General features: G+C 53.4%; 21 protein-coding genes. 16 read left to right on the forward strand and 5 right to left on the reverse strand.

The window, feature by feature from the left end; genetic code table 11:
* Positions 1-12 precede the first annotated feature (12 nt).
* Positions 13-2211 carry a Zn(II)/Cd(II)/Pb(II) translocating P-type ATPase ZntA gene (zntA, locus tag ACJHWT_RS09550; RefSeq protein ID WP_000106587.1) on the reverse strand — a complete coding sequence of 733 codons (2199 nt, stop codon included), beginning with the start codon at positions 2209-2211 and terminating at the stop codon, positions 13-15.
* 73 nt (positions 2212-2284) lie between these two features.
* Positions 2285-2911, reverse strand: coding sequence for a lysoplasmalogenase (locus tag ACJHWT_RS09555; protein ID WP_000964718.1), 627 nt, complete (start codon positions 2909-2911; stop codon positions 2285-2287).
* Positions 2912-3051: 140 nt separating this feature from the next.
* On the opposite strand from ACJHWT_RS09555, the gene ACJHWT_RS09560 reads away from it, so the two are divergent.
* Positions 3052-3411, forward strand: a complete 360-nt coding sequence (locus ACJHWT_RS09560; RefSeq protein WP_000042885.1) for a DUF2500 domain-containing protein — start codon at positions 3052-3054, stop codon at positions 3409-3411.
* 2 nt (positions 3412-3413) lie between these two features.
* Here ACJHWT_RS09560 and ACJHWT_RS09565 read toward each other — a convergent pair whose 3' ends face one another.
* Together ACJHWT_RS09565 and rsmD are read right to left on the reverse strand one after the other, a co-directional pair.
* A complete protein-coding gene (locus tag ACJHWT_RS09565) occupies positions 3414-3683 on the reverse strand; it encodes a DUF1145 family protein (RefSeq protein ID WP_001295207.1) in 270 nt (89 codons plus the stop codon).
* Positions 3673-4269: a 16S rRNA (guanine(966)-N(2))-methyltransferase gene (rsmD, locus tag ACJHWT_RS09570; protein ID WP_000743193.1), complete on the reverse strand. Its 597-nt coding sequence runs from the start codon at positions 4267-4269 to the stop codon at positions 3673-3675. The genes ACJHWT_RS09565 and rsmD overlap by 11 nt, the downstream gene beginning before the upstream one ends.
* 149 nt (positions 4270-4418) lie before the next feature.
* On the opposite strand from rsmD, the gene ftsY reads away from it, so the two are divergent.
* The 5 genes from ftsY to livJ all read left to right on the forward strand — a co-directional run bounded on the left by ftsY (position 4419) and on the right by livJ (position 10111).
* Positions 4419-5915: a signal recognition particle-docking protein FtsY gene (gene ftsY, locus ACJHWT_RS09575; RefSeq protein WP_001040613.1), complete on the forward strand. Its 1497-nt coding sequence runs from the start codon at positions 4419-4421 to the stop codon at positions 5913-5915.
* Between the two features lie 2 nt (positions 5916-5917).
* Entirely contained in the window at positions 5918-6586 is a 669-nt protein-coding gene (ftsE, locus tag ACJHWT_RS09580; protein ID WP_000617723.1) for a cell division ATP-binding protein FtsE, read from the forward strand.
* A complete protein-coding gene (gene ftsX, locus ACJHWT_RS09585; RefSeq protein WP_001042003.1) occupies positions 6579-7637 on the forward strand; it encodes a permease-like cell division protein FtsX in 1059 nt (352 codons plus the stop codon). The genes ftsE and ftsX overlap by 8 nt, the downstream gene beginning before the upstream one ends.
* A 244-nt stretch (positions 7638-7881) precedes the next feature.
* On the forward strand, positions 7882-8736 hold the full coding sequence (rpoH, locus tag ACJHWT_RS09590) for an RNA polymerase sigma factor RpoH (protein ID WP_000130217.1): 855 nt from the start codon (positions 7882-7884) through the stop codon (positions 8734-8736).
* Between the two features lie 271 nt (positions 8737-9007).
* Entirely contained in the window at positions 9008-10111 is a 1104-nt protein-coding gene (gene livJ, locus ACJHWT_RS09595; protein ID WP_410232326.1) for a branched chain amino acid ABC transporter substrate-binding protein LivJ, read from the forward strand.
* A gap of 187 nt (positions 10112-10298) precedes the next feature.
* Here livJ and panM read toward each other — a convergent pair whose 3' ends face one another.
* Positions 10299-10682, reverse strand: coding sequence for an aspartate 1-decarboxylase autocleavage activator PanM (gene panM / locus ACJHWT_RS09600; protein ID WP_000778791.1), 384 nt, complete (start codon positions 10680-10682; stop codon positions 10299-10301).
* Between the two features lie 423 nt (positions 10683-11105).
* Here panM and livK point away from each other — a divergent pair, with 423 nt between their 5' ends.
* From livK to ugpE, 10 genes are all read left to right on the forward strand, one after another.
* Complete coding sequence (gene livK / locus ACJHWT_RS09605; RefSeq protein ID WP_001318085.1) at positions 11106-12215, forward strand: high-affinity branched-chain amino acid ABC transporter substrate-binding protein LivK; 1110 nt, start codon at positions 11106-11108, stop codon at positions 12213-12215.
* A gap of 47 nt (positions 12216-12262) precedes the next feature.
* Positions 12263-13189 carry a high-affinity branched-chain amino acid ABC transporter permease LivH gene (gene livH / locus ACJHWT_RS09610; RefSeq protein WP_000003010.1) on the forward strand — a complete coding sequence of 309 codons (927 nt, stop codon included), beginning with the start codon at positions 12263-12265 and terminating at the stop codon, positions 13187-13189.
* Complete coding sequence (livM, locus tag ACJHWT_RS09615; RefSeq protein ID WP_000803825.1) at positions 13186-14463, forward strand: branched chain amino acid ABC transporter permease LivM; 1278 nt, start codon at positions 13186-13188, stop codon at positions 14461-14463. Before livH ends, livM begins: the two co-directional genes overlap by 4 nt.
* Complete coding sequence (gene livG / locus ACJHWT_RS09620; RefSeq protein ID WP_000082101.1) at positions 14460-15227, forward strand: high-affinity branched-chain amino acid ABC transporter ATP-binding protein LivG; 768 nt, start codon at positions 14460-14462, stop codon at positions 15225-15227. The genes livM and livG overlap by 4 nt, the downstream gene beginning before the upstream one ends.
* A gap of 1 nt (position 15228) precedes the next feature.
* The gene (gene livF, locus ACJHWT_RS09625) at positions 15229-15942 is read left to right on the forward strand and encodes a high-affinity branched-chain amino acid ABC transporter ATP-binding protein LivF (protein WP_000416895.1); all 714 of its coding nucleotides are present in this window, start codon (positions 15229-15231) and stop codon (positions 15940-15942) included.
* Between the two features lie 87 nt (positions 15943-16029).
* The gene (locus tag ACJHWT_RS09630) at positions 16030-16251 is read left to right on the forward strand and encodes a type II toxin-antitoxin system Phd/YefM family antitoxin (protein WP_000557315.1); all 222 of its coding nucleotides are present in this window, start codon (positions 16030-16032) and stop codon (positions 16249-16251) included.
* Positions 16248-16625: a type II toxin-antitoxin system death-on-curing family toxin gene (locus ACJHWT_RS09635; RefSeq protein ID WP_000155159.1), complete on the forward strand. Its 378-nt coding sequence runs from the start codon at positions 16248-16250 to the stop codon at positions 16623-16625. The genes ACJHWT_RS09630 and ACJHWT_RS09635 overlap by 4 nt, the downstream gene beginning before the upstream one ends.
* A gap of 208 nt (positions 16626-16833) precedes the next feature.
* Complete coding sequence (gene ugpB, locus ACJHWT_RS09640; protein WP_000803191.1) at positions 16834-18150, forward strand: sn-glycerol-3-phosphate ABC transporter substrate-binding protein UgpB; 1317 nt, start codon at positions 16834-16836, stop codon at positions 18148-18150.
* Positions 18151-18325: 175 nt separating this feature from the next.
* On the forward strand, positions 18326-19213 hold the full coding sequence (gene ugpA / locus ACJHWT_RS09645; RefSeq protein WP_000099289.1) for a sn-glycerol-3-phosphate ABC transporter permease UgpA: 888 nt from the start codon (positions 18326-18328) through the stop codon (positions 19211-19213).
* Positions 19210-20055, forward strand: a complete 846-nt coding sequence (ugpE, locus tag ACJHWT_RS09650) for a sn-glycerol-3-phosphate ABC transporter permease UgpE (RefSeq protein ID WP_000572164.1) — start codon at positions 19210-19212, stop codon at positions 20053-20055. The genes ugpA and ugpE overlap by 4 nt, the downstream gene beginning before the upstream one ends.

Consider the following 20055-nt stretch of genomic DNA (forward strand, 5'->3'; position numbering starts at 1 on the left):
CTGATAGCCTCTTTATTTCCTGCGCAATAACCGTAACGCATTCGCCGTTACCAGCACCGTCGCACCCGTATCTGCCAGCACCGCCAGCCACAGGCCGGTCATCCCTAACAGCGTGGTGACGAGGAAAACGCCTTTCAGCCCCAGCGCAATAGTGATGTTCTGGCGAATATTCGCGTGAGTGGCGCGCGCCAGTTCAATCATTTGCACCAGGCCGCGCAGGTGGTTATGCGTCAACGCCGCGTCGGCGGTTTCCAGTGCGACATCTGTGCCACTGCCCATTGCGATCCCGATGGCGGCAGCTTTCATCGCTGGCGCGTCGTTAATACCATCACCGACCATCGCCAGCGGCGCATGTTGATTCAGCTCGGTCACCGCTTTGACTTTATCTTCCGGCAAGAGGCCCGCTTTAAATTCCAGCCCCAGTTCCCCGGCGATTGCCGCTGCTGCGCGTGGATTATCGCCTGTAAGGATCACCCCTTTGACGCCCAGCGCGTTCAGTTCACTGATAGCAGTTGCAGCATCGGCGCGCAGGGTATCCTGCAACGCAATGACACCCAGCACGTCATCATTACGTACTACCAGCACTACCGTTTGCCCGGCGCTTTCCAGTTCATTAATCAAACCAGCAAATGCATCAGCAGGATGTTTTCCTGCAGCGCATATCAACACGCGCTCACCGTTAACCTGCGCTTCAATGCCAGACCCGACCAGCGCCCGCTGTGATTGGGCGGTGGGAATGGCGAGTTCAGCAACCTGTGCTTCGCGCACAATGGCCTGTGCCAGTGGATGCGTCGCGCCTTGCTCGACCGCCGCCGCCAGTGTCAGCAGTTCAGATTCACTAATACCCGTTGCCGGATGAATCGCGGTAACGCGCGGTTTACCGACGGTCAGCGTACCGGTTTTATCAAACGCCACCTGGGTAACACGACCCAGCTGCTCCAGCGCCGCGCCGCCTTTAATCAACGCCCCACGACGCGCTGCTGCCGCCAGCCCGGAGGTAATCGCCGCGGGCGTGGAGATAACTAAAGCACACGGGCAACCAATCAGCAGCAGCGTCAGCCCTTTATAAATCCACTCCTGCCAGCTGGCGGCAAACAGCAGCGGCGGCACCAGCGTTACCAGCAGGGCGACGGCCATAATCGCTGGCGTGTAAATACGGCTGAAACGGTCGATAAACCGCTCAATAGGTGCGCGGCGCTCTTCGGCTTCTTCAATCAGTTTCAGAATCCGGTCAATGGCGCTGGCACCCGGTTCTGACAGCACTTCCAGCGTTACCAGACGGTCTACGCTGGTGGCACCTGCAGGAACTTTATCGCCCGTAGCGCGCTCCACAGGAATGGATTCTCCGGTCAGGGCACTTTCATCAAAACTGGCAAACGGTGAGAGCAGTTTACCGTCGGCAGGCAAACGCCCACCTGCCGCAACTTCAATCACATCGCCAGGCCGCAGGCTGTTTATTGCCACCTCTTCACGCTCACCGTTACGCAGACGCGTGGCGGTTTCTGGCTTCAGCGCCATTAACGCGCTAACGCCCTGACGCGCGCGGCTGGCGGCCCAGCCTTCCAGTCGTTCACCAATCAAAAACAGCAGCAACACCATCGCAGCTTCAGCCGTTGCGCCAATAAACAGCGCCCCAATAGCGGCTATGCTCATTAAGGTTTCAATGGCGAAGTAGCTGCCGGATTTGATCAGCCGTAATGCCTGACGAGCAATCGGGTACAGCCCAACCAGCGTGGTCGCGATAAACGCCAGTTGCCCGAACGGATGATTAAACTGCTCCAGACCCCAGCTGATTGCCATCATCACGATTAGCGTAATCAGCGGCAGATTCTCTTTCAGGCGTGATTCTTGTGGTTCGTCGGCGGCCTGTTCATCGCGCAGGGAATAGCCCGCTTTTTGCACCGCAGATTCAACTTGTGCCCGGATGTCATTGTCGGCATCAACCACCAGTTTTTCGGTGGCGAACAGTACCTGCACCTGATTCACGCCTGCAAGCTGGCGCACGGCATTTTCCACTTTGCGCGCACAGGCGGCGCAGTCCATGCCGCTGACTTTCCAGCTATAGCGGGTGCCGGAGACGTTTTCAGAGAGAGTTGGCGTGCTGGAACATGCGCCGTCGCAGCAACAGTCGTTGGTGTTCTGTACCGTAGTTAGCGGTTTGAACGCAGCAAATTGAGGGGCTTTCTTGCCGTGATTGTCAGGAGTCGACATGGCATCCTCCGGTTAAGTTTTTTCTCATTAACCGAAGGATACACTCTGGAGTCGACTCCAGAGTCAAGTTTTATCAGAGATACAGCGAGCGGACGATGAGGAAATGACCGGCAAAGTAGCAGGCCGCAGCAATCGCGTTATCTGCCCGGAAGCGGCGGCGATAGTGGCTACCCAGCCAGACAAAGTTACTGATAAACAGCAATGAAGCGCCAACAAACGCAGAGAGCGCCGGAGCGGTCGGACGGAAGAACCAAAGTTCACCTGCCAGCCACACCATCACCAGCGTCATGCCGATAAACGTGCAGATAGGCCAACGGTACTCTTCCAGCCGCGTCCAGATAATCGCCAGTAACAGCGCACCCAGAACCAGCAACACCAGTGGCAGAGGCCAGAAGAAAGAGAGCGTCATCTGACTGGCGAAATAGATGGTGTACAGCAGGTGCGAGAGGAAAAACGCGCCGATGGCGTACATCAGACGTTGACGTGGCAACAGGGTTAGCGCATCGCCCAGCAGTGAGGCGCACAGCCCTGCCAGCACCAGATAGCTAATGGCGTCGAACATCGGCGCTTGCCAGGCCAGTAACAGCAGGAGAAGAAGGGTTAACGGTTTAAACACCCAGCGTTGCCAGGTTGGCCCACGATACGATGCATCCACAGATAGCCATGCGGAAAGACAGACAGCGATAAACGACCAAAGCATCTTAGTTCCTTGAATTCGTTATTTTTTCGTAAGCGGAATGCCTACGGTCTTGCTTCCAGTTTAGTGGCGAGGGTGGACGGATGACAACACCATAACTGGCAGGGTATGCTTATTTCCGCATTTTCCGATGAGGGATAAAGATGAGCAAACCACCTCTTTTCTTTATTGTTATCATTGGCTTAATCATCGTCGCCGCATCGTTTCGTTTTATGCAACAGCGACGGGAAAAAGCTGATAATGATATGGCACCGCTCCAGCAAAAGCTGGTGGTGGTGAGCAACAAGCGGGAAAAACCGATTAACGATCGCCGTTCGCGCCAGCAGGAAGTGACTCCGGCAGGCACCAGTATGCGCTATGAGGCAAGCTTCAAACCGCAAAGCGGAGGAATGGAGCAGACGTTTCGCCTCGACGCCCAGCAGTACCACGCCCTGACAGTGGGCGATAAAGGTACGCTGAGCTATAAAGGAACGCGCTTTGTCAGCTTTATAGGCGAACAATAAGGTTATTTTTTAACTTTAAATTTCTTCTGCCAGACCAGCAGTTCAAACACGCCGAAAAGGAAAATCCGCACCTTTTCGGCGGTGGTCATCTGCGGGCCATCTTTCGGTAAAGTGGATTTCAATAGCGCCAGTTGCATACCATGCATCAGCACGGTAAAAATCAGCGCCACGTTAACGAAAATATTCAGCGGACGCGGGAAGGGATGCACCAGGTTGAGGATTAAAAATCCCCAAACGCAGAGCATTAACAAACGACCAATATTAATCAGCATCACTTTCTCCTTGTGCTTCGCGTTGATACAGTCGATAAGCCACCTGACCCGCCACTTTTTCCCGATGTAATGACCAGTTCGCCGGAACAGTGGGCAGACCGTTTTCGACTTCGCTTTCGACATAAATCAGGGCTTCGTCAGCCAGCCAGCCGTTATCTTCCAGTAAATTTATCGTCTCTTCTAACAAGCCACGGCGGAACGGTGGATCGACAAACACGATATTATGCGGTGTGCCTTTTTGCGCCAGGAATGACATCGCGTTGCTGTTCACCACGCGCGCATTGCCTGCTTTAAGTGTCGCCAGATTCTTAATTAACTGCTGAGAAACCGCGCGATCCATCTCAATCAACGTGGCCCCCGCAGCGTAGCGCGATAACGCTTCCAGCCCCAGCGCGCCGCTCCCGGCGAAGCAATCCAGACATTGGGCATCAACAATGACCGGAGCCAGCCAGTTAAACAACGTTTCGCGTACGCGGTCGGTGGTGGGGCGCAGACCTGGGCTATCAGGAACCGGGAGTTTACGGCCTCGCCACTGCCCGCCAATAATGCGGATTTGGCCGCTGCCGGAATGATTCGGTTTTTTCATGATAAATTGCTCAATCCGCCAGATAACACATACTTGCAGGCGGTGATGTGAATTAAGTTAAGTGATAGACTATTTCATCATTTTTTTAGCTGCTATGTACATAGCGTTAACGCTGTGCCATGAAGCAACAGCGAGGAGTGTAGTCGCAAATGGCGAAAGAAAAAAAACGTGGCTTTTTTTCCTGGCTGGGCTTTGGTCAAAAAGAGCAGACCCCGGAAAAAGAGACAGAAGTTCAGAATGAACAACCGGTTGTAGAAGAAATCGCTCAGGCGCAAGAGCCTGCGAAGGCTTCTGAACACGCCGTTGAAGAGCAGCCGCAGGCGCATACTGAAGCCGAGGCGGAAACTTTTGCTGCCGACGTTGTGGAAGTCTCTGAACAGGTTGCTGAAAGTGAAAAAGCGCAGCCTGAAGCGGAAGTCGTTGCACAGCCGGAACCGGTCGTAGAAGAAACGCCGGAGCCAGTGGCTATCGAGCGTGAAGAGCTGCCGTTGCCGGAAGACGTCAACGCCGAAGAGGTTTCGCCAGAAGAGTGGCAGGCTGAAGCGGAAACCGTAGAGATTGTCGAAGCGGCGGAAGAAGAAGCGGCTAAAGAAGAAATCACCGACGAAGAGCTGGAAGCACAGGCGCTGGCTGCCGAAGCGGCAGAAGAAGCGGTGATAGTGGTTCCTCCGGCAGAAGAAGAGCAGCCGGTGGAAGAAATCGCTCAGGAGCAGGAAAAACCAACCAAAGAAGGTTTCTTCGCGCGCCTGAAACGCAGCCTGTTAAAAACCAAAGAAAACCTCGGTTCCGGATTTATCAGCCTGTTCCGCGGTAAAAAAATCGACGATGATCTGTTTGAAGAGCTGGAAGAACAGCTGTTGATCGCCGATGTGGGTGTGGAAACCACACGTAAAATTATCACCAATCTGACGGAAGGCGCATCCCGCAAGCAGCTTCGTGATGCCGAGGCGCTTTATGGCCTGCTGAAAGAAGAGATGGGCGAGATTCTGGCGAAAGTCGATGAGCCGCTGAATGTTGAAGGTAAAACGCCGTTCGTGATCCTGATGGTGGGCGTCAACGGTGTGGGTAAAACCACGACGATTGGTAAGCTGGCACGTCAGTTTGAGCAGCAGGGTAAATCGGTGATGCTGGCGGCGGGCGATACTTTCCGTGCGGCAGCGGTTGAACAGCTTCAGGTCTGGGGTCAGCGCAACAATATTCCGGTGATTGCCCAGCATACCGGGGCGGATTCCGCCTCTGTTATCTTCGACGCCATTCAGGCAGCTAAAGCGCGTAATATCGACGTCCTGATTGCCGATACCGCCGGACGCCTGCAGAACAAATCGCACCTGATGGAAGAGTTGAAGAAAATCGTCCGCGTGATGAAGAAACTCGACGTTGAAGCGCCGCATGAAGTTATGCTGACTATTGATGCCAGCACCGGGCAGAACGCGGTAAGCCAGGCCAAACTGTTCCATGAAGCCGTTGGCTTAACCGGCATCACGCTAACGAAACTGGACGGCACGGCGAAAGGCGGAGTAATTTTCTCGGTGGCTGACCAGTTTGGTATCCCTATCCGCTACATTGGTGTCGGCGAACGTATTGAGGATTTGCGTCCGTTTAAGGCGGACGACTTTATAGAGGCACTTTTTGCCCGAGAGGATTAACAATGATTCGCTTTGAACATGTCAGCAAGGCTTATCTCGGTGGGAGACAGGCGCTGCAGGGCGTTACGTTCCATATGCAGCCGGGTGAGATGGCGTTTCTGACCGGTCATTCCGGCGCAGGGAAAAGTACCCTCCTGAAGCTGATCTGTGGGATTGAGCGGCCCAGCGCCGGGAAAATCTGGTTTAGCGGCCATGACATCACGCGTCTGAAAAACCGTGAAGTTCCGTTTCTGCGCCGCCAGATTGGTATGATTTTCCAGGATCACCATCTACTGATGGACCGTACTGTCTACGATAACGTGGCGATCCCGCTGATTATCGCCGGTGCCAGCGGTGACGATATTCGTCGCCGGGTGTCGGCGGCACTGGATAAAGTCGGGCTACTGGACAAAGCGAAGAACTTCCCTATTCAGCTTTCGGGCGGTGAACAACAACGTGTTGGCATTGCCCGCGCGGTGGTGAACAAGCCCGCGGTACTGCTAGCGGACGAACCAACTGGTAACCTGGACGACGCGTTGTCGGAAGGCATTTTACGTCTGTTTGAAGAGTTTAACCGCGTTGGGGTAACCGTATTGATGGCAACGCACGACATCAACCTGATCTCGCGGCGTTCCTATCGCATGCTCACCCTGAGCGATGGTCACTTGCATGGAGGCGTGGGCCATGAATAAGCGCGATGCAATCAATCATATTCGGCAGTTTGGCGGGCGTCTGGATCGCTTCCGTAAATCGGTCGGCGGCTCAGGCGACGGCGGTCGTAACGCGCCGAAACGCGCGAAATCCTCGCCAAAACCGGTAAATCGCAAAACCAACGTTTTCAACGAACAGGTACGCTATGCCTTCCACGGCGCATTGCAGGATCTGAAAAGCAAACCGTTCGCCACGTTTTTAACGGTGATGGTTATCGCCATCTCCCTGACGCTGCCTAGCGTCTGTTATATGGTGTACAAAAACGTTAACCAGGCGGCGACGCAATATTATCCGTCACCGCAAATCACTGTTTATCTGCAAAAAACGCTGGATGATGACGCCGCTGCGGGCGTGGTGGCACAGTTGCAGGCCGAGCAAGGCGTGGAGAAAGTGAATTATCTTTCTCGTGAAGACGCACTGGGCGAGTTCCGTAACTGGTCTGGTTTTGGTGGTGCGCTGGATATGCTGGAAGAAAACCCGCTTCCGGCAGTGGCGGTGGTGATCCCGAAACTCGATTTTCAGGGGACGGAATCACTCAATACGCTGCGTGATCGTATCACCCAGATCAACGGCATTGACGAAGTGCGAATGGATGACAGCTGGTTTGCCCGTCTGGCGGCGTTGACCGGGCTGGTCGGGCGCGTTTCGGCAATGATCGGCGTATTGATGGTGGCGGCAGTGTTCCTCGTCATCGGCAACAGTGTGCGCCTGAGCATATTTGCTCGCCGTGACTCCATTAACGTACAGAAACTGATTGGTGCGACAGATGGATTCATCCTGCGCCCGTTCCTGTACGGTGGCGCATTGCTGGGATTTTCTGGCGCATTGCTGTCATTAATTTTGTCAGAAATTCTGGTACTGCGTTTGTCATCGGCGGTTGCGGAAGTGGCACAGGTTTTCGGAACAAAGTTTGATATCAATGGCTTATCGTTCGATGAATGCCTGCTGTTGCTGCTGGTATGCTCGATGATTGGCTGGGTGGCAGCGTGGCTTGCCACGGTACAACATTTACGCCACTTTACGCCGGAATAATAAAAGCGTGTTATACTCTTTCCCTGCAATGGGTTCCGTAGCAGGGAAAGAGACCCCGTTGTCTCTTCCCGGTATTTCATCTCTATGTCACATTTTGTGCGTAATTTATTCACAAGCTTGCATTGAACTTGTGGATAAAATCACGGTCTGATAAAACAGTGAATGATAACCTCGTTGCTCTTAAGCTCTGGCACAGTTGTTGCTACCACTGAAGCGCCAGAAGATATCGATTGAGAGGATTTGAATGACTGACAAAATGCAAAGTTTAGCTTTAGCCCCAGTTGGCAACCTGGATTCCTACATCCGGGCAGCTAACGCGTGGCCGATGTTGTCGGCTGACGAGGAGCGGGCGCTGGCTGAAAAGCTGCATTACCATGGCGATCTGGAAGCAGCTAAAACGCTGATCCTGTCTCACCTGCGGTTTGTTGTTCATATTGCTCGTAATTATGCGGGCTATGGCCTGCCACAGGCGGATTTGATTCAGGAAGGTAACATCGGCCTGATGAAAGCAGTGCGCCGTTTCAACCCGGAAGTGGGTGTGCGCCTTGTCTCCTTCGCCGTCCACTGGATCAAAGCAGAGATCCACGAATACGTTCTGCGTAACTGGCGTATCGTCAAAGTTGCGACCACCAAAGCGCAGCGCAAACTGTTCTTCAACCTGCGTAAAACCAAGCAGCGTCTGGGCTGGTTTAACCAGGATGAAGTCGAAATGGTGGCCCGTGAACTGGGCGTAACCAGCAAAGACGTACGTGAGATGGAGTCGCGTATGGCGGCACAGGACATGACCTTTGACCTGTCTTCCGACGACGATTCCGACAGCCAGCCGATGGCTCCGGTGCTCTATCTGCAGGATAAATCATCTAACTTTGCTGACGGCATCGAAGATGATAACTGGGAAGAGCAGGCGGCAAACCGTCTGACCGACGCGATGCAAGGTCTGGACGAGCGTAGCCAGGATATCATCCGCGCGCGCTGGCTGGATGAAGACAACAAGTCCACGTTGCAGGAACTGGCTGACCGTTACGGTGTTTCCGCTGAGCGTGTGCGCCAGCTGGAAAAGAATGCGATGAAAAAACTTCGCGCTGCCATTGAAGCGTAATTTCCGCTACTCAGCAGAGAACCCTGGATGAGAATCCGGGGTTTTTGTTTTTTGGGCCTCTGCAATAATCAGTTTCCCCCTCCGGCAAAACGCCAATCCCCACGCAGATTGTTAATAAACTGTCAAAATAGCTATTCCAATATCATAAAAATCGGGTATGTTTTAGCAGAGTATGCTGCTAAAGCACGGGTAGTCATGCATAAAACGAAATAAAGTGCTGAACAACAACATCACAACACACGTAATAACCAGAAGAATGGGGATTCTCAGGATGAACATAAAGGGTAAAGCGTTACTGGCAGGATGTATCGCGCTGGCATTCAGCAATATGGCTCTGGCAGAAGATATTAAAGTCGCCGTCGTAGGCGCAATGTCCGGTCCGGTGGCGCAGTACGGTGACCAGGAGTTTACTGGCGCAGAGCAGGCGGTTGCGGATATCAATGCTAAAGGTGGTATCAAAGGCAACAAACTGCAAATCGTAAAATATGACGATGCCTGTGACCCGAAACAGGCGGTTGCGGTGGCGAACAAAGTCGTTAACGACGGCATTAAATACGTGATTGGTCACCTCTGCTCTTCATCAACGCAGCCAGCGTCTGACATCTACGAAGACGAAGGCATTTTAATGATCACCCCAGCGGCAACCGCACCAGAGCTGACCGCCCGTGGCTATCAGCTGATCCTGCGCACCACCGGCCTGGACTCCGACCAGGGGCCGACGGCGGCGAAATATATTCTTGAGAAAGTGAAACCGCAGCGTATTGCTATCGTTTACGACAAACAGCAATACGGCGAAGGTCTGGCGCGAGCGGTGCAGGACGGCCTGAAGAAAGGCAATGCTAACGTGGTGTTCTTTGATGGTATCACCGCCGGGGAAAAAGATTTCTCAACGCTGGTGGCGCGTCTGAAGAAAGAGAATATCGACTTCGTTTACTACGGCGGTTATCACCCGGAAATGGGGCAAATCCTGCGTCAGGCACGCGCGGCAGGGCTGAAAACTCAGTTTATGGGGCCGGAAGGCGTGGCTAACGTCTCGCTGTCTAACATTGCGGGCGAATCAGCGGAAGGGCTACTGGTGACCAAGCCGAAGAACTACGATCAGGTTCCGGCGAACAAACCCATTGTTGACGCGATCAAAGCGAAAAAACAGGACCCAAGCGGCGCGTTCGTCTGGACCACCTACGCCGCGCTGCAATCTTTGCAGGCGGGCCTGAATCAGTCTGACGATCCGGCGGAGATCGCTAAATACCTGAAAGCGAACTCGGTTGATACGGTGATGGGGCCGCTGACCTGGGATGAGAAAGGCGATCTGAAAGGCTTTGAGTTCGGTGTGTTTGACTGGCACGCCAACGGCACGGCGACTGATGCGAAGTAATCATTAATCGGCAACTTTGGGTTGCCGCCAAATTGCTAATATCGAGTACGTTGCTTCATGCCGGATGCGGCGTAAACGCCTTATCCGGCCTACAAGATTCAAAGAAATCAGTAAATTGCAGCACACATTGTAGGCCTGATAAGCGTAGCGCATCAGGCAATATCACTTGTGAAATCAAACTTGACGATTAACGCTTCTCCCAGCCGCCCTGTTGTGCCGTAAATCCCAGTGCCTGCATAAACGCTGTCATCACGCCGCAATCTTCCACGCCTGCATCCGCCATCCACCAGCATGAAACGCCAGGATTGTTACGCAAAACCTCTTCCAGCAGATATTGCCCCACACCGCGACGTCGGGTGACTTCCCGCACGCGTAGAGAATCCAGTGCCCCCTCGGTGCCGCTTAAGGTTACCCGCACGGCCGCGAGAAGGCGCTCGTTAAAACGCGCGGCGTAGATACGGTGGTTATCGTCAACCTGTAAAGAGGAAGGGGAATACTCCGGCCAGATCTTTTGCAGGTCAATCCGGTCCTGGTCGCTAAAGTTTTCTAATCGAATGATGGTCAGCTTCATGGGGAACCCGTGTAAATCACAAAAGTGGAACCAGTGTAGCGAAATAATTTAATCGGAGGCTTTCTCTTTTTTAATTCTTTTGGCAGGTGATTAATTTTTTAACAGCAATAATTACAAAGTTAAAACATTAGAGAATGAAAAATACCCAGCATAATCCCCTGAATGGTAGTGAATTATTCCGCCCTTTGTACCGTTATTTTATGCTGACAACGGCGCTTTTTTCTGTTTATCTATCAATAAATTCAGAATATTATCTGTTCTTAATCGACTGAAAAATATGGATTTTAATCGCTATCATCACAAAATACTGTGCTAAACCCTTAATCAGACAGGCAAAAACAGTGCAGTATAAAAAAAGAATAGTCTGATTTGTTAACACATAAGAACAAAGCAACACAACATCACGAATGGGGATTTTTGACTATGAAACGGAATGCGAAAACTATCATCGCAGGGATGATTGCACTGGCAATTTCACACACCGCTATGGCTGACGATATTAAAGTCGCCGTTGTCGGCGCGATGTCCGGCCCGATTGCCCAGTGGGGCGATATGGAATTTAACGGCGCGCGTCAGGCGATTAAAGACATTAATGCCAAAGGGGGAATTAAAGGCGATAAGCTGGTTGGCGTGGAATATGACGACGCCTGCGACCCGAAACAAGCCGTTGCGGTCGCCAACAAAATCGTTAACGACGGCATTAAATACGTTATTGGGCACCTGTGTTCCTCCTCTACCCAACCTGCATCAGATATCTACGAAGACGAAGGTATTCTGATGATTTCGCCGGGAGCGACCAATCCGGAGCTGACCCAACGCGGTTATCAATACATCATGCGTACTGCCGGGCTGGACTCTTCCCAGGGGCCAACGGCGGCAAAATACATTCTTGAGACGGTGAAGCCCCAGCGCATCGCCATCATTCACGACAAACAACAGTATGGCGAAGGGCTGGCACGTTCGGTGCAGGACGGGCTGAAAGCGGCTAACGCCAACGTTGTCTTCTTCGACGGTATTACCGCGGGTGAGAAAGATTTCTCCGCGCTGATCGCCCGCCTGAAAAAAGAAAATATCGACTTCGTTTACTACGGCGGTTACTACCCGGAAATGGGGCAGATGCTGCGCCAGGCCCGTTCTGTCGGCCTGATAACCCAATTTATGGGGCCGGAAGGTGTGGGTAATGCGTCGCTGTCGAACATAGCTGGCGATGCTGCCGAAGGCATGTTGGTCACCATGCCAAAACGCTATGACCAGGACCCGGCAAACAAAGGCATCGTTGATGCGCTGAAAGCAGACAAGAAAGATCCATCCGGGCCATATGTCTGGATCACCTACGCGGCGGTGCAATCTCTGGCAACTGCCCTTGAGCGTACCGGCAGCGATGAGCCGCTGGCGCTGGTGAAAGATTTAAAAGCTAACGGTGCAAATACCGTGATTGGGCCGCTGAACTGGGATGAAAAAGGCGATCTTAAGGGATTTGATTTTGGTGTCTTCCAGTGGCACGCCGACGGTTCATCCACGGCAGCCAAGTGATCATCCCACCGCCCGTAAAATGCGGGCGGGTTTAGAAAGGTTACCTTATGTCTGAGCAGTTTTTGTATTTCTTGCAGCAGATGTTTAACGGCGTCACGCTGGGCAGTACCTACGCGCTGATAGCCATCGGCTACACCATGGTTTACGGCATTATCGGCATGATCAACTTCGCCCACGGCGAGGTTTATATGATTGGTAGCTACGTCTCCTTTATGATCATCGCCGCGCTGATGATGATGGGCATTGATACCAGCTGGCTGCTGGTGGCGGCGGGATTCGTCGGCGCAATCGTCATTGCCAGCGCCTACGGCTGGAGTATCGAACGGGTGGCTTATCGCCCGGTGCGCAACTCAAAACGCCTGATTGCGCTTATTTCCGCAATCGGCATGTCCATCTTCCTGCAAAACTACGTCAGCCTGACCGAAGGTTCACGCGACGTGGCGCTGCCCAGCCTGTTTAACGGTCAGTGGGTGGTGGGCCATAGCGAAAACTTCTCTGCCTCTATTACCACCATGCAGGCGGTGATCTGGATTGTCACCTTCCTCGCCATGCTGGCGCTGACGATTTTCATTCGCTATTCCCGCATGGGGCGCGCCTGTCGTGCCTGCGCGGAAGATCTGAAAATGGCGAGTCTGCTTGGCATTAACACCGACCGGGTGATTGCGCTGACCTTTGTGATTGGCGCGGCGATGGCGGCGGTGGCGGGCGTGCTGCTCGGTCAGTTCTACGGCGTAATTAACCCCTACATCGGCTTTATGGCCGGGATGAAAGCCTTTACTGCTGCGGTGCTCGGTGGGATTGGCAGCATTCCGGGGGCGATGATTGGCGGCCTGATCCTGGGGATTGCGGAGGCGCTCTCTTCTGCCTATCTGAGTACGGAATATAAAGATGTGGTCTCATTCGCCCTGCTGATTCTGGTGCTGCTGGTGATGCCGACCGGTATTCTGGGTCGCCCGGAGGTAGAGAAAGTATGAAACCGATGCATATTGCAATGGCGCTGCTCTCTGCTGTGATGTTCTTTGTCCTGGCGGGCGTCTTTATGGGCGTGCAACTGGAGCTGGATGGCACCAAACTGGTGGTCGACACGGCTTCAGACATCCGTTGGCAGTGGGTGTTTATCGGCACGGCGGTTGTCTTTTTCTTCCAGCTTTTGCGACCGGCTTTCCAGAAAGGGCTAAAAAGCGTTTCCGGGCCGAAGTTTATTCTGCCCGCGATTGATGGTTCCACGGTGAAGCAGAAACTGTTCCTCGTGGCGCTGCTGGTGCTTGCGGTGGCGTGGCCGTTTATGGTTTCACGTGGGACGGTGGATATCGCCACCCTGACCATGATCTACATTATTCTCGGTCTCGGGCTGAACGTGGTGGTAGGTCTTTCTGGTCTGCTGGTGCTGGGATACGGCGGCTTTTACGCCATTGGCGCTTACACTTTTGCGCTGCTCAATCACTATTACGGTCTGGGCTTCTGGACCTGTCTGCCGATTGCCGGGTTGATGGCGGCGGCGGCGGGCTTCCTGCTCGGCTTCCCGGTGTTGCGTCTGCGCGGTGACTATCTAGCGATCGTTACCCTCGGTTTCGGCGAAATTGTGCGCATATTGCTGCTCAATAATACCGAAATTACCGGCGGACCGAACGGTATCAGTCAGATTCCGAAACCGACGCTCTTCGGACTCGAGTTCAGCCGTACCGCCCGTGAAGGCGGCTGGGACACGTTCAGTAATTTCTTTGGCCTGAAATACGATCCCTCCGATCGCGTCATCTTCCTCTACCTGGTGGCGTTGCTGCTGGTGGTGTTAAGCCTGTTTGTCATTAACCGCCTGCTGCGGATGCCGCTGGGGCGTGCGTGGGAAGCGTTGCGTGAAGATGAAATCGCTTGTCGTTCGCTGGGCTTAAGCCCGCGTCGTATCAAGCTGACCGCCTTTACCATCAGCGCCGCGTTTGCCGGTTTTGCCGGAACGCTGTTTGCTGCGCGCCAGGGCTTTGTCAGCCCGGAATCCTTCACCTTTGCCGAATCGGCGTTTGTGCTGGCGATAGTGGTGCTCGGTGGTATGGGTTCGCAATTTGCGGTGATTCTGGCGGCAATTTTGCTGGTGGTGTCGCGAGAGTTGATGCGTGATTTCAACGAATACAGCATGTTAATGCTCGGTGGTTTGATGGTGCTGATGATGATCTGGCGTCCGCAGGGCTTGCTGCCCATGACGCGCCCGCAACTCAAGCTGAAAAACGGCGCAGCGAAAGGAGAGCAGGCATGAGTCAGCCATTATTATCTGTTAACGGCCTGATGATGCGCTTCGGCGGCCTGCTGGCGGTGAATAACGTCAATCTTGAACTGTACCCGCAGGAGATCGTCTCGTTAATCGGCCCTAACGGTGCCGGAAAAACCACGGTTTTTAACTGCCTGACCGGTTTCTACAAACCCACCGGTGGCACTATTTTACTGCGCGATCAGCATCTGGAAGGTTTGCCCGGCCAGCAAATCGCCCGCATGGGCGTGGTGCGCACCTTCCAGCATGTGCGTCTGTTTCGTGAAATGACGGTGATTGAAAACTTGCTGGTGGCGCAGCATCAGCAACTGAAAACCGGGCTGTTCTCCGGCCTGTTGAAAACGCCTTCTTTCCGCCGCGCCCAGAGCGAAGCGCTCGACCGTGCCGCAACCTGGCTTGAGCGCATTGGTTTGCTCGAACACGCTAACCGTCAGGCGAGTAACCTGGCCTACGGTGACCAGCGCCGTCTGGAGATCGCCCGCTGCATGGTAACGCAGCCGGAGATTTTAATGCTCGACGAACCGGCAGCAGGTCTTAACCCGAAAGAGACGAAAGAGCTGGATGAGCTGATTGCCGAACTGCGTAACCATCACAACACCACTATCTTGTTGATTGAACACGATATGAAGCTGGTGATGGGGATTTCAGACAGAATTTACGTGGTCAATCAGGGGACGCCGCTGGCAAACGGTACGCCGGAGCAGATCCGTAATAACCCGGACGTGATCCGTGCCTATTTAGGTGAGGCATAAGATGGAAAAAGTCATGTTGTCCTTTGACAAAGTTAGCGCCCACTACGGCAAAATCCAGGCGCTGCATGAGGTGAGCCTGCATATCAATCAGGGCGAAATTGTCACGCTGATTGGCGCGAACGGGGCGGGGAAAACCACCTTGCTCGGCACGTTATGCGGCGACCCACGCGCCACCAGCGGGCGAATTGTGTTTGATGATAAAGACATTACCGACTGGCAGACGGCGAAAATCATGCGCGAAGCGGTGGCGATTGTTCCGGAAGGGCGTCGCGTCTTCTCACGCATGACGGTGGAAGAGAATCTGGCGATGGGCGGCTTTTTTGCTGAACGCGACCAGTTCCAGGAGCGCATAAAGTGGGTGTATGAACTGTTTCCACGTCTGCATGAACGCCGTGTTCAGCGGGCAGGCACCATGTCCGGCGGTGAACAGCAGATGCTGGCGATTGGTCGCGCTTTGATGAGTAACCCACGTTTGTTATTGCTTGATGAACCCTCGCTCGGACTGGCACCGATTATCATCCAGCAAATTTTCGACACCATCGAGCAACTGCGCGAGCAGGGGATGACCATCTTCCTCGTCGAGCAGAACGCCAACCAGGCGCTGAAGCTCGCTGATCGCGGCTACGTGCTGGAAAACGGTCATGTGGTGCTCTCCGATACTGGCGATGCGCTGCTGGCGAACGAAGCGGTGAGAAGTGCGTATTTAGGCGGGTAATAATATTTTGAGTAAAAAGGAGTCGAATGACTCCTTTTTTGTACTTGTTAGTTGTACAATTTAATTGTACTTAATATGGAGGATATCATGCATACCATGAACTACAGCGAAGCGCGGCAGAACCTTGCATTAGTTCTGGAAACAGCGGCGACAGGTACTCCGGTAACGATCACGAGGCGTGGGCATAAGGCAGCTGTGATTATCAGCGCAGAAGAGTTTGAACGTTACCAGAAGGCTAAACTGGACGCAGAATTTGACGCCATCATGGCTATTCATGGCAGCGAAATTAAGGAGTTAGCGGATAAATGACCATTCAGTTTATCTCAGCGGAGGAGATAATTTATTTCCACGATAAATTGCTTAGCGTTACACCAGGTGTAACAGGAATGTCCGATCCAGGGCGAGCAGAAGCGCTTTTGTACCGGGTACTGAATAAGTATGAGTATGAAGGCGTTTCTGATCTTTGGTTGCTGGCGGCGATGCATCTATTGGCAATCTCGCGCGGTCATATCTTTAATGATGGTAATAAGCGCACCGCACTGTTTATCACGCTATTATTCCTTAAACGTAACGGCATCATACTTGCTGCAAACCCAGAGTTTGTAGAATTGACGGTTGATGTGGCGGCGGGAAAAGTATCGTTAGAAGATATCGTTACCCGCTTGCGTCAACGCGGTACCTGACAAGGTTCTTAGCCATTCTGCTTTTTATCCGTGCCCCATCTCCCATTTTCCCTCACCCGTACCGTCACCGCCTTGTCATCTTTCTGACACCTTACTATCTTACAAATGTAACAAAAAAGTTATTTTTCTGTAATTCGAGCATGTCATGTTACCCCGCGAGCATAAAACGCGTGAATTCGCGCATTCGGTACAACAAGAGAGATAAACGATGAAACCGTTACATTATACAGCTTCAGCACTGGCGCTCGGACTGGCGTTAATGGGGAATGCACAGGCAGTGACGACCATTCCGTTCTGGCATTCTATGGAAGGGGAACTGGGTAAAGAGGTGGATTCTCTGGCCCAACGTTTTAACGCCGAAAATCCGGATTACAAAATTGTACCGACCTATAAAGGCAACTACGAACAGAATTTAAGCGCGGGGATTGCCGCATTTCGTACCGGCAACGCTCCGGCTATTTTGCAGGTTTATGAAGTTGGCACCGCCACCATGATGGCATCGAAAGCCATTAAACCGGTATATGACGTGTTTAAAGAGGCAGGGATTCAATTCGATGAGTCGCAGTTTGTGCCGACGGTTTCCGGTTACTACTCCGACAGCAAAACGGGCCACTTACTCTCCCAGCCGTTCAATAGCTCGACTCCTGTTCTCTATTACAACAAAGACGCCTTCAAGAAAGCCGGTTTAGACCCGGAACAGCCGCCGAAAACCTGGCAGGATCTGGCGGACTATGCCGCGAAACTGAAAGCCTCCGGTATGAAGTGCGGCTACGCCAGCGGCTGGCAGGGCTGGATCCAACTGGAAAACTTTAGCGCCTGGAACGGTCTGCCGTTTGCCAGCAAAAACAACGGCTTTGACGGCACAGACGCGGTGCTGGAGTTCAACAAGCCGGAGCAGGTGAAACACATCGCTATGCTCGAAGAGATGAACAAGAAGGGCGATTTCAGCTACGTCGGGCGTAAGGATGAATCCACTGAGAAGTTCTATAACGGTGATTGCGCGATGACCACCGCCTCTTCCGGTTCGCTTGCCAACATTCGTGAGTACGCCAAATTTAACTACGGCGTAGGCATGATGCCTTACGACGCCGATGCGAAAGATGCACCGCAAAACGCCATTATCGGCGGGGCCAGCCTGTGGGTGATGCAGGGCAAAGATAAAGAAACGTATACCGGCGTGGCGAAGTTCCTCGACTTCCTCGCGAAGCCAGAAAACGCTGCCGAGTGGCATCAGAAAACCGGTTATCTGCCAATCACCAAAGCGGCGTATGACCTGACCCGTGAGCAGGGCTTTTATGAGAAAAACCCAGGGGCGGATACCGCGACGCGTCAGATGCTGAATAAGCCGCCGTTACCGTTCACCAAAGGGCTGCGTCTGGGCAACATGCCGCAGATCCGCGTGATTGTGGATGAAGAGCTGGAGAGCGTGTGGACCGGTAAGAAGACACCGCAGCAGGCGCTGGATACCGCCGTTGAGCGTGGGAACCAGTTACTGCGCCGCTTTGAGCAGTCTACGAAGTCTTAATTCTCTTACCCTCACCCTAACCCTCTCCCAAAGGGAGAGGGGACCGATCGGCGTGGTATCCTGGTGCCGTGTCGGTTTGCAACTTCGCTCGGTGGGAAAGTATGCACCGCCTTTCTCTCTCGCCCCTCTGGGGAGAGGGCCGGGGTGAGGGGAACACAACACGAAGAGTTTAACTATGTCATCATCCCGTCCGGTGTTCCGCTCGCGCTGGCTGCCCTATTTGCTGGTCGCGCCGCAGCTCATCATCACCGTTATCTTTTTTATCTGGCCTGCGGGCGAAGCGTTGTGGTACTCGCTGCAAAGCGTCGATCCGTTTGGTTTCTCCAGCCAGTTTGTCGGCCTGGATAACTTCGTCACGCTGTTTCATGACAGCTACTATCTCGACTCCTTCTGGACGACGATAAAATTCAGCACCTTTGTCACCGTCAGCGGTTTGCTGGTGTCGCTGTTCTTTGCGGCGCTGGTGGAGTACATCGTGCGCGGCAGCCGTTTCTATCAAACCTTAATGCTGCTGCCTTACGCTGTGGCTCCCGCCGTTGCCGCCGTATTGTGGATCTTCCTGTTTAACCCCGGTCGCGGGCTGATCACCCATTTTCTCGCTGAGTTCGGCTACGACTGGAACCACGCGCAAAACAGCGGTCAGGCGATGTTTCTGGTGGTGTTTGCCTCGGTGTGGAAGCAAATCAGCTACAACTTCCTGTTCTTCTATGCCGCGCTGCAATCCATTCCCCGTTCGTTGATCGAAGCCGCAGCCATCGACGGTGCAGGGCCGATTCGCCGCTTCTTTAAAATTGCTCTGCCGCTTATCGCTCCGGTGAGTTTCTTCCTGCTGGTGGTGAACCTGGTGTACGCCTTCTTCGATACCTTCCCGGTGATCGACGCCGCCACGTCCGGCGGGCCGGTTCAGGCCACCACGACGCTGATTTATAAGATTTACCGCGAAGGCTTTACCGGACTGGATCTGGCTTCGTCTGCCGCGCAGTCGGTGGTGTTGATGTTCCTCGTCATCGTGCTGACGGTGGTGCAGTTCCGCTATGTTGAAAGCAAGGTGCGTTACCAATGATTGAGAACCGTCCGTGGCTGACAATATTCAGCCATACCATGCTGATCCTCGGGATTGCGGTGATCCTCTTCCCGCTGTACGTGGCGTTTGTCGCGGCGACACTGGATAAACAAGCCGTCTACGCCGCGCCGATGACGCTAATCCCCGGCACGCATCTGCTGGAAAACATCCACAACATCTGGGTGAACGGGGTAGGCACGAATAGCGCGCCGTTCTGGCGGATGTTGCTTAACAGCTTTGTGATGGCGTTCAGCATTACGCTCGGCAAAATTACCGTCTCGATGCTCTCGGCCTTTGCCATTGTCTGGTTTCGTTTTCCACTACGTAACCTCTTCTTCTGGATGATTTTTATCACCCTGATGCTGCCGGTTGAAGTGCGTATCTTCCCGACGGTGGAAGTCATCGCCAACCTGAAAATGCTCGACAGCTACGCAGGTTTAACGCTGCCGCTGATGGCCTCGGCGACCGCCACGTTTCTGTTTCGCCAGTTCTTTATGACCCTACCGGATGAACTGGTGGAAGCCGCGCGGATCGACGGCGCGTCACCAATGCGTTTCTTTTGCGACATCGTTTTTCCACTGTCCAAAACCAATCTGGCGGCGCTGTTTGTGATCACCTTTATCTACGGCTGGAACCAGTATTTGTGGCCGTTGTTGATTATTACCGATGTGGATCTCGGCACCACCGTAGCAGGGATTAAAGGGATGATCGCCACAGGCGAAGGCACCACGGAATGGAACTCGGTGATGGCGGCGATGTTGTTAACCCTGATCCCACCAGTAGTGATTGTTTTAGTGATGCAGCGTGCCTTCGTGCGCGGCCTGGTCGATAGTGAGAAATAA

It is taken from the genome of Escherichia sp. WS338, assembly GCF_046486405.1.
In the GTDB taxonomy this organism is placed as follows: Bacteria; Pseudomonadota; Gammaproteobacteria; order Enterobacterales; family Enterobacteriaceae; genus Escherichia; species Escherichia coli.

Coding starts and splice junctions, on each gene's coding strand:
- livF (WP_000416895.1), top strand. CDS start 15,229: ATGGAAAAAGTCATGTTGTCCTTTGACAAAGTTAGCGCCCACTACGGC.
- livM (WP_000803825.1), top strand. CDS start 13,186: ATGAAACCGATGCATATTGCAATGGCGCTGCTCTCTGCTGTGATGTTC.
- ugpA (WP_000099289.1), top strand. CDS start 18,326: ATGTCATCATCCCGTCCGGTGTTCCGCTCGCGCTGGCTGCCCTATTTG.
- ACJHWT_RS09635 (WP_000155159.1), top strand. CDS start 16,248: ATGACCATTCAGTTTATCTCAGCGGAGGAGATAATTTATTTCCACGAT.
- livJ (WP_410232326.1), top strand. CDS start 9,008: ATGAACATAAAGGGTAAAGCGTTACTGGCAGGATGTATCGCGCTGGCA.
- rpoH (WP_000130217.1), top strand. CDS start 7,882: ATGACTGACAAAATGCAAAGTTTAGCTTTAGCCCCAGTTGGCAACCTG.
- ACJHWT_RS09560 (WP_000042885.1), top strand. CDS start 3,052: ATGAGCAAACCACCTCTTTTCTTTATTGTTATCATTGGCTTAATCATC.
- livG (WP_000082101.1), top strand. CDS start 14,460: ATGAGTCAGCCATTATTATCTGTTAACGGCCTGATGATGCGCTTCGGC.
- livK (WP_001318085.1), top strand. CDS start 11,106: ATGAAACGGAATGCGAAAACTATCATCGCAGGGATGATTGCACTGGCA.
- ftsY (WP_001040613.1), top strand. CDS start 4,419: ATGGCGAAAGAAAAAAAACGTGGCTTTTTTTCCTGGCTGGGCTTTGGT.
- panM (WP_000778791.1), bottom strand. CDS start 10,682: ATGAAGCTGACCATCATTCGATTAGAAAACTTTAGCGACCAGGACCGG.
- ftsE (WP_000617723.1), top strand. CDS start 5,918: ATGATTCGCTTTGAACATGTCAGCAAGGCTTATCTCGGTGGGAGACAG.
- ACJHWT_RS09630 (WP_000557315.1), top strand. CDS start 16,030: ATGCATACCATGAACTACAGCGAAGCGCGGCAGAACCTTGCATTAGTT.
- ACJHWT_RS09555 (WP_000964718.1), bottom strand. CDS start 2,911: ATGCTTTGGTCGTTTATCGCTGTCTGTCTTTCCGCATGGCTATCTGTG.
- ugpB (WP_000803191.1), top strand. CDS start 16,834: ATGAAACCGTTACATTATACAGCTTCAGCACTGGCGCTCGGACTGGCG.
- ugpE (WP_000572164.1), top strand. CDS start 19,210: ATGATTGAGAACCGTCCGTGGCTGACAATATTCAGCCATACCATGCTG.
- ACJHWT_RS09565 (WP_001295207.1), bottom strand. CDS start 3,683: ATGCTGATTAATATTGGTCGTTTGTTAATGCTCTGCGTTTGGGGATTT.
- livH (WP_000003010.1), top strand. CDS start 12,263: ATGTCTGAGCAGTTTTTGTATTTCTTGCAGCAGATGTTTAACGGCGTC.
- zntA (WP_000106587.1), bottom strand. CDS start 2,211: ATGTCGACTCCTGACAATCACGGCAAGAAAGCCCCTCAATTTGCTGCG.
- ftsX (WP_001042003.1), top strand. CDS start 6,579: ATGAATAAGCGCGATGCAATCAATCATATTCGGCAGTTTGGCGGGCGT.
- rsmD (WP_000743193.1), bottom strand. CDS start 4,269: ATGAAAAAACCGAATCATTCCGGCAGCGGCCAAATCCGCATTATTGGC.